The following is a 17640-nucleotide window of genomic DNA, read 5'->3' as shown; positions in this document are numbered from 1 at the left end:
TATCCAATGAGAATATATACCATGCTACTAGGGCTGTTAATCAGTTCGTTTGCTGCAACAGGAGCGGATATGTCTAACGGAGCAGATAATTTTTACAAAAGCGATAAGGTCACCTTGCAAAAGGTGACCTTTAAAAACCAGTACCAGATGAAGGTCGTCGGTAATCTGTTTATGCCGAAAGGGATGGATCAGAACGCTAAGAATCCAGCTATTGTCATTGGTCATCCAATGGGGGCTGTAAAAGAACAAAGCTCAAATTTATATGCTCAGAAACTGGCGGAACAAGGGTTTGTGACGCTGGCGATTGATCTTTCCTTCTGGGGCGAGAGTGACGGAAAACCCGGTCATCTGATTTCTCCGGAAATTTATGCGGATGATTATAGTGCCGCAGTCGATTATCTGAGTACTCAGTCTTTCGTTGATCCGGGAAAAATAGGCGTACTGGGTATTTGTGGTAGTGGGAGCTTCGTTATCAGTGCTGCCAAAATTGATCCGAGAATGAGGGCAATTGCCACGGTCAGCATGTATGACATGGGGTCTGTTTTCCGTAATGGTCTTAATCATTCGGTTACGCTTGAACAGCGCAAAGCGTTTATTAAATCCGCTACAGATCAGCGCCTTGCCGAATTTAAGGGCGGAGAAACTGCCTATATTCCAGGAACTGTTAACAAGCTTGATGATTCAACATCTGCGGTTCAGCGAGAATTCTTCGATTTCTATCGCACATCACGTGGTGGTTATACGCCACAGGGTGAGAAAGAAGCGCTGACTACAAAACCGATGTTGAGCAGCATAGGGAAGTTTATGAACTTCTATCCGTTCAACGATATTGAAACGATCTCGCCACGCCCGATGCTGTTCATCACCGGCGATCAGGCACATTCGAAAGAATTTAGCGAAGATGCTTACAAACGTGCCGGACAGCCGAAAGAGTTGTACATCGTACCTGGTGCAGGCCATGTCGATCTGTATGACCGTACTAACCTGATCCCTTTTGCTAAGCTGACGTCGTTCTTTAAAGCTAACCTAAAATAATGCCCAAAGCCGCATCCTGATGGGTGTGGCTAACCTTTGCGGGGTTCATCGTATGAAATATCTGAGTACTTTAATACCGGGCCTGCTTCTGGGTTGTACTTTTGCAGGCCATGCCGACACTAGCATTACCCCGCAGCTTAAAGAGAACGCGATGACGGTTAAAATGAACATTAATGACCAACAATTTGAGGTCAGACTTCACGACAATCCAGCGGCTAAAGCATTTGTTAATACTTTACCTTTGCAACTTGAAATGGATGAGTTGAATGGCAATGAGAAATTCGCCGACCTTCCTCATACGTTCCCTTCCAGCCCGGTGCGGCCTGGGACCATTCAGGCAGGCGATCTCATGCTGTACGGAACGCAAACGTTGGTTTTATTCTATTCATCATTTGAGTCCTCATATCGCTATACCCCTATTGGGAAAGTTATTCATCCAGAAAATCTCCCCGCTCAGATGGACAAAAAGAAAATATGGGTCAGGTTTAACGATCATTAAAACACCGATATTTGTCCTACTTCGTTGGCTGCCCTTCTGTCATGGCGCTCGCAACTATCGTGCTGCTAATACCTGTGTATCCCGGAGAACAGTTGTGACCGAATGCCATGCGCAGTGCCCTCCAGATTGTTTTTTATTCCTGAACTTCAACACAAACGCCAGATCGGTCGAGCGACCTACTTGGCAAACATAAAGGACCGTAACATGGAAAACTTCACATTCTTCAATCCGACCAAAATCGAATTCGGTACCGGCAAGGAACAGTTGATCGGCCAGCATCTTTCCGAACACGGTATCAAGAAAGTGCTGCTCTGCTACGGCAGCGAGCGCATCAAGCGTGATGGACTTTTCGACATCGTCAGCAAGAGCCTTTCCGAGAAAGGCATCGAACTGGTTGAATGCGGTGGCATCGTCAGCAATCCCGTTCTCTCGAAGGTGCGAGAGGGCATTGCTTTGGCGAGAGCGGATCAGGTCGATGCCATCCTGAGTGTGGGCGGCGGTTCCGTGCTCGACAGTGTCAAGGCGATTGCCGCGGGTGTTTGCCACGATGGTGATGTTTGGGATCTGTTTGTCGGCAAGGCCAACATCGAATCTGCACTTCCTTTGTTTGCCATCCTGACGCTTGCCGCAACGGGCAGTGAAATGAATCCTGGGGCGGTGGTCACCAATGACGAGACCAAAGAGAAGTTTTTCATCCATGCACCCTGTTTATTCCCCAAAGTATCCATCGTCGATCCTGCGCTCATGCAGGGGGTGTCTCGCGACTATCTCGTTTATTCCGCTTCGGATGTCATTGCCCATCTGATCGAGGTGTATTTCACCGCGGCCGTGCATCCAAAGTTGCAATCGCGTCTGGTCGAATCGCTCATTAACACGGTGATCGAGACAACCGAAGCGCTGCTTGCCGACCCTGCGGATTATGATGCCCGCGCACAGTTTGCCTGGGCCGCGACGTTGGCGTTGAATGGCCTGACCTTCTCCGGTGCTGCCGGTTTTAGCTATCCCAACCATGCCATTGAGCACTCGCTCTCCGCCCTGTTCAACGTGCCGCACGGGGCCGGTCTGTCGGTGGTGGTCCCGGCTTGGATGAAGTGGTACCTCGACCGTAACCCGGCTCAGTTCGAACGATTTGCTGAGAACGTATTCGGCGTGGAGTCCGCCGAGAATGGCATAGCTGCGCTGGAGAGCTGGTACGAAAAGATCGGCACGCCAACGCAGTTGCCGCAACTGGGCATCAAGGAAGCCGATCTGCCGGCCATCCTCGAAAACGTACAGAAAAATGTGCGCATCTTCGGCATCGCTGAGACCTACACCCCGGAAGTGGTGACGATCATTCTGAAGAACGCGTTGTAGTAACCAGATTTTTATAAAAGGAGCTGTTTGATGAAAATTTTACATAATGGATCGATTTCTTCCCAGCTCGGGCCGGCTGAGTGGTTTACCGGCAAGGTTCGGATTGACGGCCTGTTCTATGCCGAATCGCCGGCCACTGTATCAAACGCTGCAGTCACCTTTGAGCCAGGTGCGCGTACCGCGTGGCACAGCCATCCTTTGGGACAAACACTCGTCGTACTTTCCGGTTGTGGACGAGTACAGCTGCAAGGTAAACCAATCGAGGAAATCCGGCCCGGTGACATTGTCTGGATCGCGCCCGGCGAAAAGCACTGGCATGGTGCTGCGCCCGCGACCGCGATGACCCATATTGCCATTCAGGAGGCGCAGGATGGTAAAGCCGCTGACTGGTTTGAGCCGGTCAGTGAGGTCGAGTACTCAGCAAGCTAACAGGATCACATAAAGGAAAAATCATGGCTGAAAAACGCCCATGTCGGCCAGAGTAGTCGTTTGGTAGTTGTCGGCCTTGGAGGTCTGGGTCATATGACCATCAAGCTAGCCAAGGCCATGGGCACGGAAGTGACTCTGTTCATCCGCTCTGCGGGCAAAGAAGCTGATGCCCAAGCGCTTGGGCGCGGACCATGTTGTGGTTTCATCCGACGTCGCGCAGATGGCCGCTGTCGCCGGACGTTTCCACTTGATCGTCGATACTGTGCCCTATGTGCATGATCTCAACCCCTATATCCCGACGCTGTCGTTCAAGGGGGCGCTGGTACTAGTCGGCTATCTTGGCCCGATCAAACCCTCACACAATTCGATGCCTATGGTTATTGGTGGCAAAGCCGTAGGCGCATCGATGATCAGCGGTATCGCCGCTACCCAGGAAATGCTCGATTTCTGTGGCGAGCATGGCAACGTCTTCTTTGAAAGCAAGCGATGGGTTTTCACGCTTTTGTCCATCGGTCGCGGTAGTCATTGGTTACGGAATTTCGTTTTGTTTTCTGGCGCTCACCCTGCGAGTGATCCCGATGGGGGGGGTCTATGCGATCTGGTCAGGCATTGGCCTCCAGGCTTAATGTCGTCGATAAGCTTTGTGTTGCGGGAGCGTCGTCGATTGTCGAGCACGCTGAAACAAAAAATCCCTCTATCAATGTGAAGATCAAACGGCCAGTGTAATGTCTCGCTTGCGTCAGACTAATCGACACGGCCCTGTGGTTTCTTTGCTTTGACGTTGCATTGGCTTTTCCTTGAGTTTATCGAGGATGCGTCGGCCTTGAGCCATCCCACCATTGAGAAAAGCGCTGCTTATCTTCATCCAGTCGCAATGGCTCGCCAATTATGGGCGTAACCAGCCGATAGGGTTTGTCTTTGCTGGCGACACTGATGCGATCGAAGGGTTCGTACCAAGCATGTTGGGCGATGTTGAATCGTCCTACGTGCGCAGGTAGCAAGGCTTTAGTCTGCAAATCCTCCGCCGCTTGTGCAGCCTCCTCCGGTGTCATGTGGATATAGGGCCATCGCGCATCGTACTGACCCATATCGAGTGCAACCAGATCGAAGCTGCCGAAGCGCTGCGCCAACGCTTTGAAATGCGGGCCATAGCCCGTGTCGCCGCTGAACAGGATGCGCCGCGTGGCAGATTCCAGCACGAAGCCTGTCCACAGCGTCTTATTCCGCGTCATCCAACGCCCTGAGTAGTGACGCGCTGGCACGAGATAGATGGCAAGGTTGGCACCGAAGTCCAGCTTATCGTACCAGTCTGCCTCGCTGAATTTTTCCCGTGCATAGCCCCAGCGTTCCAAATGCGCACCTACGCCGAGAGGAACAATCATGTGTCTGACCTTTCCTTTCAGTGCAGTCACCGTCGCGTAATCAAGATGATCCCAGTGATCGTGGGTAATCAGCAGAACATCAATCTCCGGTATGTCGTCTGCCGTATAAAGGTTGGTGCCATCAAACGCTTTGGTCGAAAATGAAACTGGTGCTGCATATGAGCTGAATACCGGGTCGATAAGGATGCGCTTGCCCGCGAATAGTACAAAATACGAGGAATGCCCGAGCCAGACGACCGTATCACGACTTGCATCCAGTGTTTTGAGATTGGTCTTGATCGCAGGGATAGGCAAGCTGGGTATCAGATTATCAACCGGCGAGAACAGACTGTTGGCAAGAATGGAAAACGAACTATTTCCTTCCGCAAGTATCGGCGTGGCAACAAGGTTGTGGAATTCCCCATTAGCATAGTGAGGTGAGTGCTGAACCCGCTCCAATCGGTTGCCTTCGGGGTAGGCCCCAAATTTGGGGAGTTGAAGATAGACGCCCACACTCAGCACAAGAGGTAATACAAAAGCAACAAGACCGATCAACATTTTGCGTACTCGTTTCGTCACTCGGACCACCTCATGAAGACAACCTCAGTTGTCCGTTATAATTTTCGATAAGCATTCTTTCTTGTCTTACCATGCAAGGGATAGCTCGATCCTCGGATGTTGTTGCCTAACCCTCTTGCTAGTGAGCTGCCGCTTCTTGTGAAAAGAGGCAGCAGATGGCCTATAGGCAATTCTTGGTTTTTCGCCTAAATTATTCCTGTATCACTGAGCCCAACGACATATCTAACCGTTCGGCAAAGGTTTTTTGAAGAAAAGAAATGGTTTCTCCAGTGGCTCCCATCGCTTCGTAGAAAGCCAGCGGCTGGTTGTACTTCATGCCAATGTAGAGAGCACTGGCCTTCATCGGGCTCAACACTTCCGCCATGGTGCTCCGGATGATGCCTTCTTCCGAATAGGTGAACTCGTTGGCTCCCGCAGTTACAACAATCTGCATTTCCTTGTCCTTCAGGGCGATGCCATTCGGACCAAATGCCCAGCCATACGTCCAGACCCTATTGAGATAGGCCTTGAGCATCGGGGTCAGATTGAACCAATGAACTGGGAAGAGAAACACAATGCGATCTGCCGCTTCCGCCGCTTTTTGTTCGGCAGCAACGTCAAAGCCGTTGATATCGCTGCCATACAGGGCTTCGAGATTACGAACGGTGGCATCGACGGTTTTTTCGGCAATTTGTTGCAACGCTTTGGTTGCAATAGATTGTTCGGGATAGGGATGGGAAACGATAACGAGGGTTTTCATTTGGATGTTCCTTGAGTTCTGTTCTTTGTGTGTGCGTATTCAGATAACTGGGGCTATGCCTTCAACCAGATAGGCATTGCTCTCCGATGCCGCCTGCCGGTAGCCGAGAATGGCCTGGTATTCCGGGGATTCGTGCCAGGCATGAGCTTGTTCCATGCTGGGAAACTGCAAAATCACGATGATGCTGTTTGGTGCCTTGCCTTCCAAGACCTCAACTTTTCCGCTAGCAACAATGGGCTGGCCGCCGTAAGGCACGTAGGTTTCAGCCACTTTGGCTTGATAAGGTTTGATACCTTCGGGATCGTTGATTTTGACGTCGAAAACGAAATAGGCAGGATTAGCCATGATGAAATCTCCCAAACCCGACCTGTCATTGCAAGCCGAGCCGGTTAAGCTGTTTAGAGTTAGAGGCTGGCTTCGAAAATCTTGCGGCTGACTTCCAGCGTTACATCCTGACGCTCTCCAAGCTGTTTCATGCCATGCACTTCCAATTGCTGAACCACAATCCATCAATGGCGGCTGCCGGAATGTCGTAGTCGGTAAGACTGGTTTTTACGCCGAGGTTTTCAAAGAACATACGGGTTTTCTCGATGGCTTGATCGACTCGGTCATCTTCTTTGCCTTCGGTGATGTTCCAGATACGTTCAGCATACTGCAGCAGTTTGGCGCGTTTACTGTCGCGACGGATATGCAGCATCGAAGGTAGAATGATTGCCAGCGTACGGGTATGATCGATGTCATACTGCGCGGTCAGTTCGTGACCCATCAAATGTGTTGCCCAGACCTGCGGTACACCTGCGCCGATCAGACCATTCACTGCCATCGTGGCGGCCCACATCAGATTGGCGCGCGAATTATAATCAGCCGGTTCGCTGACAACTTTCGGGCCGATTTCGATCAACGTCTGGAGCAGACCTTCCGCAAATCGATCTTGAACGTGACCCTCTGCGGGAAAGGTCAGGTACTGCTCGATCACATGTACAAATGAGTCGATGACCCCGTTCGCAAGCTGTCTTGCCGGCAAAGTGTAGGTTTTTGTTGGATCAAGAATCGAGAACTGTGGAAATACCCGTGGCGAGGTAAAGTACGCCTTGGTCTTGGTTGATTTGCGGGTGACCACAGCGCCGTTGTTCATTTCCGAGCCAGTGGCAGGCAAGGTCAGAACCGCACCGAACGGCAGCGCTTGGGTGACCACAGCCCCGTAGGTTTCCAGAATCTGCCATGGATCTGTTGCAATCAAGGTGGCTGCTGCAACAAATTTGGTACCGTCAATAACCGAGCCTCCGCCTACGGCCAACAGGAAATCCACCTTTTCTGCGCGAGCCAGCTCAACGGCACGCATCAGTGTTTCAAAAGTCGGATTGGGTTCGATTCCGCCAAACTCGAAGCGCTCGCGTAGGCCCAGCGCGGAACGAACTTCAGCCAGTGTGCCATAGCGTTCGGCACTTTCTCTACCGTAGAGCACCATTACTCGTGCGCTGGCGGGAACAAGGCTATCGAGTTGAGCCACGGTTTCTTGGCCAAAGACGATGCGGGTTGGGTTCTGGAATTCAAAATTGAACATTATTGTCTCCGGAGAAAATCAAATAATTGGTATTTGAAGAACAGTATTAAGAAGTGGACGGGCCAACTGTCATGTTCTCGATGGAATGGATTATGAGCGTTGCCATTCGCAACAAAAATGAGTTATCTGGTTTATGATTAACTAACTTAAAGTTAATAATTAGATGATCGGGACAGTGTGAATATTCGGAGGGGTAATGGATTTATCACAGCGCGTACGTGCCATTCTTTCTTTTGTGCAAGTCGCGGATGCAGGCAGCTTTGCCGCAGCTGCCCGTATGCTAGGAATCAGTGCAGCAGCAGTTAGCAAGAATGTGGCCAGACTGGAACAGGCCCTGGGTGTCCGGTTGATGAACCGCACCACGCGAACCCTTAATCTCACCAACGAAGGCTCTGCATTCCTCAAGCAAGCGCGTATTGCGCTAGAGGCGCTCGATACCGCAGTGGATGCTGTCGCCGCTCAACGTGTGGAAACGAGCGGACACGTTCGCATTTCGACCAGCTCAGCATTTGGTCGAGACCAACTGATGCCAGCACTTCCGGGACTGTTGACCCGCTACCCAGGCTTATCCGTCGAAGTCGACTTCGATGATCGGGTTATCGATTTGGTGCATGACGGTTACGATCTGGCGATCAGAGGTGGGCGTATTGCTGATTCTGCTTTGATAGCGCGACCAATATGCCGCCTGAACATGGTTCTTGTTGCATCTCCAACCTATCTGGAGCGCAATGGCGTTCCGAGTACGCCGAAGGAACTCAGTCAACACAAGCTGATTACCCGTCGCTTCTTGGGAGGACGGGTTTCTCCTTGGTGCTTTCGGGCAGAAGATGGCAGCATCATCACACTAGACCAGAATCATGCCATGCTGACCTTGTCGGCTCCAGAAGCTTTGGTTCAGGCTGCCAGTTTTGATATGGGTATTGCACAGGTTGGCGTTCACCATGCATGGAAGCATCTAAGTTCCGGCACATTAAAAGTGCTGTTATTAGGCCAACATGATCCTGGCAGCTACGAGATGGTAATGCAGTATCCGCACCGGGCTTTGATGGCCCCCAGAGTACGCGCAACGATCGATTATTTGCTCGCTGTCTTTGCAAAAGATGATGCGCTACATGTATCGCAGATGGCACTAGCAGCCTATGTCAGCTAAAAGGCAGAGCCACCAAGCTATTGGCTGCTTAACGGGGTACCGGTCAATTTCAGTTTATTGTTTGAATGATAGTATCGGCCGAGATATTGGCTCTCAGCCGTTGTGTGGAATGTCCGCTGCATTTCGATACTAATTTTACCGGAATTAATCGGCCATTGGTCTGAGTTACTTTAGCTCCTGCCAGGCAGGATAAATAATGCCCAAATCTAACTTTCGAATCGGTACAGAGGTTGGGTACCTGCGTAACTAAAGTTAACGGCTGAAAACCCTGCTGGCAGGGTGACTTCACCGTCCTGAAGTAATTTTTCGGGGCCGGAAGTCCGGCCCAGTCAGCGCAGCGCAGTGGTCAGCGGATCGTTGATGACCAGCCGGTACATCGCCGTCAGCGCGACCGAGCACACCACCGTTATTTGAAAGCGGTCGAGTGCCATGCGCCGAGAAGTACACTTCCCGGCTCGAACGGTGTGCGCCAGTTCCTGCGGGGCTGACGCCCCCCAAATAAACCGACGCGTGGGCGCGTCTTTTCGCTCGCTGGGGCGGCAAAATTTATTCGGCTCCCCCCGGCCTGCTCGGTTCCCCTTGGGGTAAACGCTCGCCGGTGGGTTCGGGCGACGCAAATTAGTCATTTCTGCGAAATGAAATTTCCTCGCTTCACGCCACTTTTCAATTCCTGAGGGGGGCGCAGGAATTGAAAAGCCATACAAGCGTCGCCTGTTGATATGGCTTGTCCCTGTAAAAATGAGCACATGCGATGGTAACGGATTCCGCTGTTGTGTCAGGGATGTTCGGTGCTCTCTGCTGCGCTCCGCCTCAGCCCTGATGCAATAGCGTCGTAGACAAAAAAAGAAAAGCCGCACCTGTTCGTTCAGGAGCGGCTTTTCTTTATCTGGTCATCAAACTGACTTAGGCGACCTTAACAGGCTTCTCAAAGCGGTAAGCCGGGATGAATTGATGCTGGCAGGCGTCGAGATAGTCTGACCGCCATTGCATCATCTGTGTGCGTTCGTCGAGGTGTTCCGCCTTGTGGATATAGGCGGTGTGAACAGTTCTCCAGCGAGCGCAGGACTTTGGCGGCGTGTGTCTCACTCCAGCGAATGTTCGCGGCCACCCACTGACGTGAAACGGCCTCAAAGGTATTGCCGTTTTTCTTCGCCTGTTTGTCGTGCTGTTTCTTAACACTGGGATCGTCCCCTGCGCTGAGAATAGTTCGGGATTCTTCACGCAGTTTACGGGCATTTGCCAGCGTGACGGTTGGGTAAGCGCCAAACGCCAGCTTTTTCTCTTTGCCGCCGAAGCGGTACTTAAGATGCCAGAGTTTAGAACCGTTAGGTTTGATTAGCAGGTATAAACCCTGCGCGTCGCTGAGTTTGTAAGGTTTATCGAGTGGCTTGGTGTTGCGGATGGTGGTATCAGTCAGAGGCATGGCTGGGGCTCCGTAGTTTATCGAACCGACAGGCCCCCAATTAAGCCCCCAAAAACTACGGATGTCAAAAAATCTTGTAGTACCTTGAGGTACTCCAGATTTTCATCAAATTACTGATTTTTCTATGTTCCCGGACGAATAGAGACGTCCCAAAACAAAAATATGGTGCCCGGACTCGGAATCGAACCAAGGACACGAGGATTTTCAATCCTTATGTCTAATTGTTAAATTCATTACTATCTTGTGATTTAAATGCAAGTTCGCATCCTGAGATAAATATCAGGTGCCTAAATGCATGTAATTCCAGTAATTTCTACCAAGGGTGGGGAAGGTAAATCCACTCAAGCAGCCAACCTTGCCGGTTTCCTTGCCGATGCAAATCTAAAAGTCCTTCTCATCGATGGTGATTATGCTCAGCCCACGGCCAGTAGCATTTTCTCTCTCACCTACGAAGCACCCAAAGGTTTGTATGAGTTGCTCATGCAGACTGCGGATCTAAGTCAGCCTTCCAGCATCATATCCAATAGTGTTATTGACGGGTTGGATGTGATTGTTTCCAACGATCCCCACGCTCAGCTTCCTACTGCCATGCTGCACGCTCCAGACGGGCGGTTACGCTTACGCAATGTTCTGCAGCATCCCCTTTTCCAGTCTTATGACGTCATCATCGTTGATTCCCAAGGTGCCCGTTCCATTATGCTGGAATTGATTGTTCTTGCGGCGACACAGACAGCTGTGGGCGTGGTAAAACCCATACTGCCTGATGTCAGGGAGTTCATCCGTGGCACTGTCAATATGATGGAAAACCTGCTGCCTTTTTCCGCACTTGGTCTGAAGCTCCCCGAAATCCGCATTTTGATTAATTGCATGAAGTACACCCGCCTTGCTCGCGCAACGTACCAGCAGCTCGAAGAAATCATTAATGACGGCAGATACAGTGCGCACTGCGAGAAGATTGATGTCTCTCTGCTTAGCACCTTTATCTATGACCTTGAAATTTATGTTGAAGGACATGCGGTTGGTCAGCCGGCCCATCGTCTGGAAAAGAAAACAGGGCGTGTCAGTGATTCTGCATTCTCCACCATGCACCAACTGGCCTGCGAACTTTTCCCTGAATGGCAGAGCCGTTTCGACTCACTGAAAACTGAAGGGCAGGTGAGCCTATGAAACCGGCTGATTTGGATAAAGATAAGCTGAAAGGCCTCGTGTCTTACGGGGCCGAACAAAGCATTTTAGGCGGGTTAATGCTCGATAACGACCGCTGGGATGATGTCGCGCTCATCATTTCAGCAGAGGATTTTTTCAGCAAAGCTCATCAAATCTATTTTCGTGAAATGAAACGTCTGATTGACGCGGGCAAGCCCATTGACCTCATTACATTGACCGACTCTCTTGAACAACAGAACTTGCTCGAACTGGTGGGTGGATTTAGTTACTCCGCCACACTCAGTAAAGACACGCCCAGCGCCGCCAATATTGTGGCATACAGTGAAATTGTGGCGAGGTATAGCCGCGCACGTCAGCTCGCCGCATTAGGCAACGATCTGACCAGGGAAGTATCAGCCCCGCGGGCTGATATATCCGCCATCCTGGAACAGTCTGAAAAACGGATCATTGATATTGCCGAAAAAGCGGAGCCGGAAAAAGGCACGTCTGTGATTGAGGGGCTAGAGCGTCTTATCAGTGATCTGGAGATACGTAATGAATCCGGTAATGGGATAACTGGTACGCCGACAGGTTTTGATGATCTTGATACCCGCACCTGCGGGCTGCAGGCCAGTGATTTAGTGTTGCTGGCCGGTCGTCCATCGATGGGCAAAACGGCACTGGCGATGGGGATAGTCACTGGCGCGCTTGAGCAGCAGAGAGACAGTGTCGTTCAGGTGTACAGCCTTGAACAACCGACTGAACAGTTACTGATGCGTATGATCTCCTCTCTGGGAAATGTGGAACTTCAGCGTCTGAAAAGCGGACTGTTAGAGGATGAAGATTGGGCGCGTATCAGCAACGTAGCAGGTCTCATTGCGAATGAATGGCGCGACCGGTTGATTATTGATGATAGCAGCTACCTGACACCGTCAATGCTTCGCATTCGAGCGCGTCGCAGTGCCCGTAAACACGGTAAACCGTCGCTTATCATGCTGGATTATTTACAACTGATGCGCTGCCCTGATCAGGAGAACAGGACGCAGGAAATCGCTGAAATTTCCCGATCGCTAAAGGCACTGGCCAAGGAGATGAAATGTCCAGTTGTGGCGCTCTCGCAGCTTAACCGCTCTCTTGAATCCCGTGCAGATAAACGACCAAATAATGGTGACCTGCGTGACTCCGGAGCGCTGGAGCAGGATGCCGACGTCATCATGTTCGTTTATCGCGATGAAGTCTATAACCCGGACACGGAAGATAAAGGACTTGCTGAAATTATCATTGGCAAGCAGCGTCAGGGACCCATCGGTATGATCAGACTGCGGTTTGACAGCAGGTTTACGCGTTTTGAGTCTCTTCGGGCTCCTGCCGTTCAGGGAGGGACATACTGATGGCCAAATACAACAAAGTGAATCTTTCAGATGCCATGCTTCAGCGGGGGAAATCACCGTCACTGCTGAACTCCGAAAGCAATGTTTCACCGCTGGTACCTCCTGTCAGTGAAATGGCGATGGTGCTTACTCTGGATCAGCTGCGTCCCAATCCAGATAATCCGCGAACTTCCCGTAATCCCCGGTTTAATGACATTAAGTCCTCAATCCGCGCGCGCGGGTTGGATTCCATTCCTAAAGTGACACGCGATCCGGACGGTGAGGATGTGTATATCTTCAGCGACGGAGGGAATACTCGTTATCAGATCCTCTGTGAATTATGGCAAGAAACCGGAGAAGACCGTTTTTATCGGATCCAGACCATTGTTAAGCCATGGCCGGGACGGCTGAAGTGCTTGATTGGCCATCTGGCTGAAAATGAAGTCCGGGGCGACCTGACCTACCTTGAAAAAGCCTTAGGGATTCATAACGCACGGGCTATCAGCGAGAAACAGCTCGGAAGAAATGTTTCGCTTAGGGAACTCTCAGATTTGCTTAATCAGGAAGGTTATCCGATCCATAACTCTTCGATCAGTCGTATGGAAGATACGTTAAAATATCTCTATCCCTATATGCCTGATGTGCTGAAGTCTGGGTTGAGCCGTGGGCAAGTGATGCCTTTGCTTGCATTGCGGTCCGCCGCCGAAAAAACATGGAGTGAGTATTGCACCAGTGTTGATACCACCCAAACATATGATGATGTTTTCAGAAAGACGAGTGAGTCGTTTAATAACCCAGACTTGTACTCCCTCGAAATGTTCCGTGATGAGCTTATCGGTGAACTGCTCAAGGCATTACCTCACCCCTCTTTAAATTATGACCGTTGGCTGATTGAACTTGATCCGAAAGAGCAGCAGCGTCGGGAAATGTTTGGTGACCCGCCTAAGCCGCCGGTCGTCATATATCAGGAGTCACCACAGCCTGCATCATCAGGCAAAGCGATCACCCAGCTCCCACCACAGTCTGATGGGGAACCTCACCTCACCGGCCTGCGTTCCGGTACCCTGACCGGCGCGGGTACCCGACCTGAACCGTCGCCGGATAACAAGGCTGAATTGCTTGTCCCGACATTACCTTCATCCATGCAGACCCTGATGGACGGAGATCAGAAACGTCCCACTGACAGAACTGAAACCCAGCCAGATCTCTATGGTGGCTCCACCGTTATCAGCGGGCAGACTGAAGCCCGCCCGGCCTTTAATACGGACAACCTATTTTCTGCGTTATCTGAATCTTCTGATGAAACCGACCGTTCTGTCTCCTCCGTGGCGTTTGCGGCGGTTGGGTTGGAGCCGGTCAACGATATCTGGCATATCCCCGCATTACAGGACGATATCGAGCACTTGCAGGATATGGCTTATCGGCTGGCTTTTGAACTCGCCGAGGCGATGGGGTGCACAGACAGTATTTCTGAAGATAAAACCGAACACTCGGCTGGCTATAGCGCCTCTGCTCAAAGCAGCAATGAATTTGTGCTTTTCCTAGCGGGAATGACCGGGAGCTTTTCGAGCGAACCTTTTAATATGTTCATGTTCTGCCTAAATTTTTTCGGTTCGCCTGTGATAAGCGACCAGCCTGTTTTTGATGATCTGCATGTCGTTAAAATGATGCGGCTGATCCGCGTGTTACGCCGCCTGCGTGAGTTGCAGCGCGATGCGGCGAAAGGAGGTTCCCATGAACTTTGATCTCAATGATGAAATGGCGCAGGCCGTGACAGAACAGCAGCTCAGAGCAAGTTTAAGCCAGATCCTTAATGAAGTGCGCTCTGATAAACCATCACATCATTATTGTGAGGACTGCGGGGCCACTATCCCCGAAGCGCGCCGTCGGGCAGTACGCGGTGTCAGGTTCTGTGTCGGCTGTCAGGAAGTCAGGGAACACCATCAACATATTGGAACGGGGAGGAACGATGATCACCGGTGATAATGAAAAGCTGTTGCGCCGTATCCGGAAGCTGATGGCTCTGGGTACCCGTAACAATAACGCGTATGAAGCGGCCCGGGCTGTGCGCCTTGCGCAGGTGCTGATGCAACGACACAACCTTTCGCAGGACGATGTCGCGGTTTGTGCTGTACAGGAAGCGGTGAGTTATCAAGTGTATACCGACGCTATCAGTATTCCCGGATGGTTGAATGCGCTGGCTGCTGTCGTCTGCATGGCAACGGGCTGCCGTTGCTGGTTCAGTTGGTATCGCACGGTCACTCGAGTGGGGCGGCAGCGTGACCGGCGCTCATTGCATTTTTATGGACTGAACGAACGTCCCGACGTGGCGCTGTACGTTTTTACTGTGCTGTCCCGTCAACTTAAAAATGCCACCACATGTCATATGCGTTCGGCATACCAGCTTAAACGACTCAAGTTGCGGACAAAACGTAACCGGGCAGACCAGTTCCGGGAAGGTTGGGTGGTGGGGGTATGGAATGTCCTGGAGCCGTTTGCCCCGACAGAGAAAGAATCAGGTGTCCTGCGAAATTGGCTGGCACAGCGATGCGGCCCGGCACTGTCCGACGTTAACGTTCGTGAGGCAAGGCGCTGCCGCGGGGATTCCAACGCGCGAATATCTGGATGGCTGGCCGGTCGACGTGCAGAGCTGAATAAAGGGATTTACGGTCAAGCATCGACGGCATCCATGTTGTCTCTAACGGTTTCCGGAGGGGAGGGATGATGAGTAATGTGCTGATTTTCATGGCGTGCTCTACCCGTTGGATAACGGGCTTTTGGTTACTTACGGACTTGGGGATTAACGGGGGGTTACGGTGAGCCAGAATTTATCTCAGGCAACGAACACCATATTGACACATCTCCTTATGGAGCTGAAATCTGGCAACATCCGCCGGTGCGAGTCGCTGGGCATGACGATTGAGGAAGTGCGTCAACTGAGCCAACTGACGGTGGATGATCTTCATTACCTGATGCAAAGCAGTGTGTCGGTACTGAATTTGAGCATCAATCACGATAACTTCTGGATCATCGTTCAGCAGTCCAGAACGGAGCAGAAGCGGATGCAGCGGATTGATCGAGCGCTAGCCCTTGGGGGATCGATTGAGCTTATGCAGACCTATTTTGGTCTGAGCGCTGCCGAGGTCAGTGCCCGCCGGCGTCTTAAGGGTATCGATACAGCGCGAGGGCGTACTCAGGCACCGGATGAAGAGGCGGATGCCGGTATCTGGACGCAGTGGGATTCATCGGGCCTCACCTCTCCGGATTCTCATGATGCGCTGGATGTGATGATGCTCGCCGCTGAGCTACATGACGTTTCTTTGACAGCTGTCTGGACGCGCGTCACCACATGGTGCCGGGAGCGTGACCGGAAAGGCAATAGACGGGAGGCGGTATGACTGAACTCATTGATTTCTGTCCTCGCCAGCACGTCACGCCAGCAGTACGGCGTAAAGCCCTATGCATGGTGGACTTTCTTAAAAACGGCCGGAAGGTGTGCAAGCGGTTGGATGAAAAGGGTTATCTCAAGATTAATATTGGTCCCTTCTGGCGGATGCTCAGTAAAGACGGTGGGCACCGCTGGTTCCTGATGAATCACCAGACGTACAACCGTGAAATCAGGAAATAGTGACGCGGGTTTTGTAGAGCCCTGCGGCACGATGACCAGCACAACCAGGATCGGGGCCTTCATGGCCCCGCAGTGCTGTCACTGTCATATTTAAAGAGGACGCGAGATGGGATTACCACCAGACAGCATCGTAGAATTCACGCTGTCACGAATGCAGAACAACCTTGCCAGCCGAACGGCGGAGAGCGATGTTACCAGTGAACGCAGCGGTCTGCTTTTCCTGGGAAATGTTCATGATGCTTTTCCACGCCGGCTGTTTATGGATACCCGTCTTTCCCCGCTGGATAAAACGGCGTGGGTGATGATCCGTCTCTATGCGCAGCAAAACGAAGGGGCGGTATTTCCGACCTACGACGAGCTACAGCTACAGCTTGCCTCTCCCCATGCGGAAAAGGCTTCCCGTGAAACGATCAGCAGAGTGCTGCTTATGCTGAGGATCACCGGCTGGCTGAGCCTGTGTAAGCGGGTAAGGGATGTGCGTGGTCGCGTGAGGGGGAACATTTATGCTCAACATGATGAGCCGCTCAGCTGCCGTGATGCGGAAACCTTTGACCCGGGTTGGCTGGATCTTGTGGCATCAAGCTGTCAGCACAGGAATAAGTCTGTCCGCATGACGGCACTGGCCGTTCTGGCTGAAATTCGAAACGACCCAACGATGCGTCACCGTCATTCTCGTCTTGCCATGATTGAAAGTCGGCTCGGTTCGGCAGCAACACCGTTACAAATGGCCAGTTTACGCCGTGCGTATAAGCCGGGTTCGGTTCCCGAACTCAGTATCAAAAGCGCAGAAAATAGTCAGGAAATACTGAGTTCGGATACCGAACTCAGTGATGAAAAGGGGCAGTCAGATCCGAGTTCGGTTTCCGAACTCAGTCTAAAATCAGGTGGTTACGACGGAGTTCGGAAATCGAACCGTAACGTACGTAGTTTCACACAAGGTGTGAATAAAAAAACGTACGTATCTGATGATAACGGTGGTAAAGGCCAGCCAGTCCCTGAGCTACCCGAATCGCTGACGAGCAAAATCTCTGCTGACGATGCAGTTATGCTGACGGCTCAACTGACTGCCTTGCCGGGTCCACAGTCGTCAGCCTTGTTGGGCATGCTGAAAAACCAGCTGGGCAGGGGGCAGTTAACCAATCCTACGGGCTGGATGCTGAAAATGCTCAAGCTGGCCCGTGAGGGACAGTTGGTAATACCCGGAGTTTCCACTACGTCCCAGCCTGTCAGACAGGCAACTACTGCCACATTGACGCCAATGCCAACCGTTCCACGTCCTGCAGAACGGGCTTCTGCTGAGCGGGTTTCAAGTGTTATTGCCGATATTCGGAATGCGATGCTTTTGGGGAAGTCTAAAAATTAGC

General features: G+C 51.6%; 16 protein-coding genes and 3 pseudogenes. 14 read left to right on the top strand and 5 right to left on the bottom strand.

All coding sequences use genetic code 11. The features are described from left to right. Positions 1 to 6: 6 nt before the first annotated feature. The 5 genes and pseudogenes from CWC46_RS20260 to CWC46_RS23370 form a co-directional block, all read left to right on the top strand. A complete protein-coding gene (locus CWC46_RS20260) occupies positions 7 to 1035 on the top strand; it encodes an alpha/beta hydrolase (RefSeq protein ID WP_021014725.1) in 1029 nt (342 codons plus the stop codon). Positions 1036 to 1087: 52 nt separating this feature from the next. Next, positions 1088 to 1534 (top strand): cyclophilin-like fold protein, encoded by a 447-nt coding sequence (locus CWC46_RS20255; RefSeq protein WP_051391465.1) that lies wholly within the window; start codon positions 1088 to 1090, stop codon positions 1532 to 1534. A 204-nt stretch (positions 1535 to 1738) separates the two neighbouring features. Next, the gene (locus CWC46_RS20250) at positions 1739 to 2887 is read left to right on the top strand and encodes an iron-containing alcohol dehydrogenase (RefSeq protein ID WP_021014727.1); all 1149 of its coding nucleotides are present in this window, start codon (positions 1739 to 1741) and stop codon (positions 2885 to 2887) included. A 30-nt stretch (positions 2888 to 2917) separates the two neighbouring features. Next, on the top strand, positions 2918 to 3316 hold the full coding sequence (locus tag CWC46_RS20245; protein WP_021014728.1) for a (R)-mandelonitrile lyase: 399 nt from the start codon (positions 2918 to 2920) through the stop codon (positions 3314 to 3316). A 27-nt stretch (positions 3317 to 3343) separates the two neighbouring features. Next, a pseudogene (locus CWC46_RS23370) lies at positions 3344 to 3779 on the top strand (zinc-binding dehydrogenase); the annotation flags it as partial. Positions 3780 to 4119: 340 nt separating this feature from the next. Here CWC46_RS23370 and CWC46_RS20230 read toward each other — a convergent pair. From CWC46_RS20230 to CWC46_RS20215, 4 genes and pseudogenes are all read right to left on the bottom strand, one after another. Then, on the bottom strand, positions 4120 to 5256 hold the full coding sequence (locus tag CWC46_RS20230) for an MBL fold metallo-hydrolase (RefSeq protein ID WP_021014730.1): 1137 nt from the start codon (positions 5254 to 5256) through the stop codon (positions 4120 to 4122). Positions 5257 to 5446: 190 nt separating this feature from the next. Continuing rightward, positions 5447 to 5995, bottom strand: coding sequence for an NAD(P)H-dependent oxidoreductase (locus tag CWC46_RS20225; protein ID WP_021014731.1), 549 nt, complete (start codon positions 5993 to 5995; stop codon positions 5447 to 5449). Between the two features lie 39 nt (positions 5996 to 6034). Continuing rightward, a complete protein-coding gene (locus tag CWC46_RS20220; protein ID WP_021014732.1) occupies positions 6035 to 6340 on the bottom strand; it encodes a DUF1330 domain-containing protein in 306 nt (101 codons plus the stop codon). Between the two features lie 59 nt (positions 6341 to 6399). Then, positions 6400 to 7559, bottom strand: a pseudogene (locus CWC46_RS20215) (iron-containing alcohol dehydrogenase). A 196-nt stretch (positions 7560 to 7755) separates the two neighbouring features. Here CWC46_RS20215 and CWC46_RS20210 point away from each other — a divergent pair. Continuing rightward, positions 7756 to 8709 (top strand): LysR family transcriptional regulator, encoded by a 954-nt coding sequence (locus CWC46_RS20210; protein ID WP_021014734.1) that lies wholly within the window; start codon positions 7756 to 7758, stop codon positions 8707 to 8709. Between the two features lie 1048 nt (positions 8710 to 9757). Here CWC46_RS20210 and CWC46_RS20195 read toward each other — a convergent pair. Next, positions 9758 to 10132: pseudogene (locus CWC46_RS20195) on the bottom strand (Arm DNA-binding domain-containing protein); the annotation flags it as partial. A gap of 291 nt (positions 10133 to 10423) precedes the next feature. On the opposite strand from CWC46_RS20195, the gene CWC46_RS20190 reads away from it, so the two are divergent. The 8 genes from CWC46_RS20190 (at position 10424) to CWC46_RS20155 (ending at position 17639) form a co-directional block, all read left to right on the top strand. Further along, positions 10424 to 11299 carry a ParA family protein gene (locus CWC46_RS20190; protein WP_021014736.1) on the top strand — a complete coding sequence of 292 codons (876 nt, stop codon included), beginning with the start codon at positions 10424 to 10426 and terminating at the stop codon, positions 11297 to 11299. Further along, complete coding sequence (gene dnaB-PI, locus CWC46_RS20185) at positions 11296 to 12669, top strand: SPI-7-type island replicative DNA helicase (protein WP_021014737.1); 1374 nt, start codon at positions 11296 to 11298, stop codon at positions 12667 to 12669. Before CWC46_RS20190 ends, dnaB-PI begins: the two co-directional genes overlap by 4 nt. Continuing rightward, complete coding sequence (locus CWC46_RS20180) at positions 12669 to 14393, top strand: ParB family protein (protein WP_021014738.1); 1725 nt, start codon at positions 12669 to 12671, stop codon at positions 14391 to 14393. Before dnaB-PI ends, CWC46_RS20180 begins: the two co-directional genes overlap by 1 nt. Further along, a complete protein-coding gene (locus CWC46_RS20175; protein ID WP_021014739.1) occupies positions 14383 to 14631 on the top strand; it encodes a TraR/DksA C4-type zinc finger protein in 249 nt (82 codons plus the stop codon). Before CWC46_RS20180 ends, CWC46_RS20175 begins: the two co-directional genes overlap by 11 nt. After that, positions 14618 to 15373, top strand: coding sequence for a DUF2786 domain-containing protein (locus CWC46_RS20170; protein ID WP_021014740.1), 756 nt, complete (start codon positions 14618 to 14620; stop codon positions 15371 to 15373). The genes CWC46_RS20175 and CWC46_RS20170 overlap by 14 nt, the downstream gene beginning before the upstream one ends. Positions 15374 to 15464: 91 nt before the next feature. Then, entirely contained in the window at positions 15465 to 16046 is a 582-nt protein-coding gene (locus CWC46_RS20165) for a DUF2857 domain-containing protein (RefSeq protein WP_037380654.1), read from the top strand. Continuing rightward, the gene (locus tag CWC46_RS20160; RefSeq protein ID WP_021014743.1) at positions 16043 to 16276 is read left to right on the top strand and encodes a ParE family toxin-like protein; all 234 of its coding nucleotides are present in this window, start codon (positions 16043 to 16045) and stop codon (positions 16274 to 16276) included. The genes CWC46_RS20165 and CWC46_RS20160 overlap by 4 nt, the downstream gene beginning before the upstream one ends. A 106-nt stretch (positions 16277 to 16382) precedes the next feature. Further along, on the top strand, positions 16383 to 17639 hold the full coding sequence (locus CWC46_RS20155; protein WP_021014744.1) for an STY4528 family pathogenicity island replication protein: 1257 nt from the start codon (positions 16383 to 16385) through the stop codon (positions 17637 to 17639). Position 17640 lies beyond the last annotated feature (1 nt).

This window comes from Prodigiosinella confusarubida (genome assembly GCF_002847015.1).
Taxonomy (GTDB): Bacteria; Pseudomonadota; Gammaproteobacteria; order Enterobacterales; family Enterobacteriaceae; genus Prodigiosinella; species Prodigiosinella aquatilis.
This window is presented reverse-complemented; position numbering and strand designations above follow the sequence as displayed.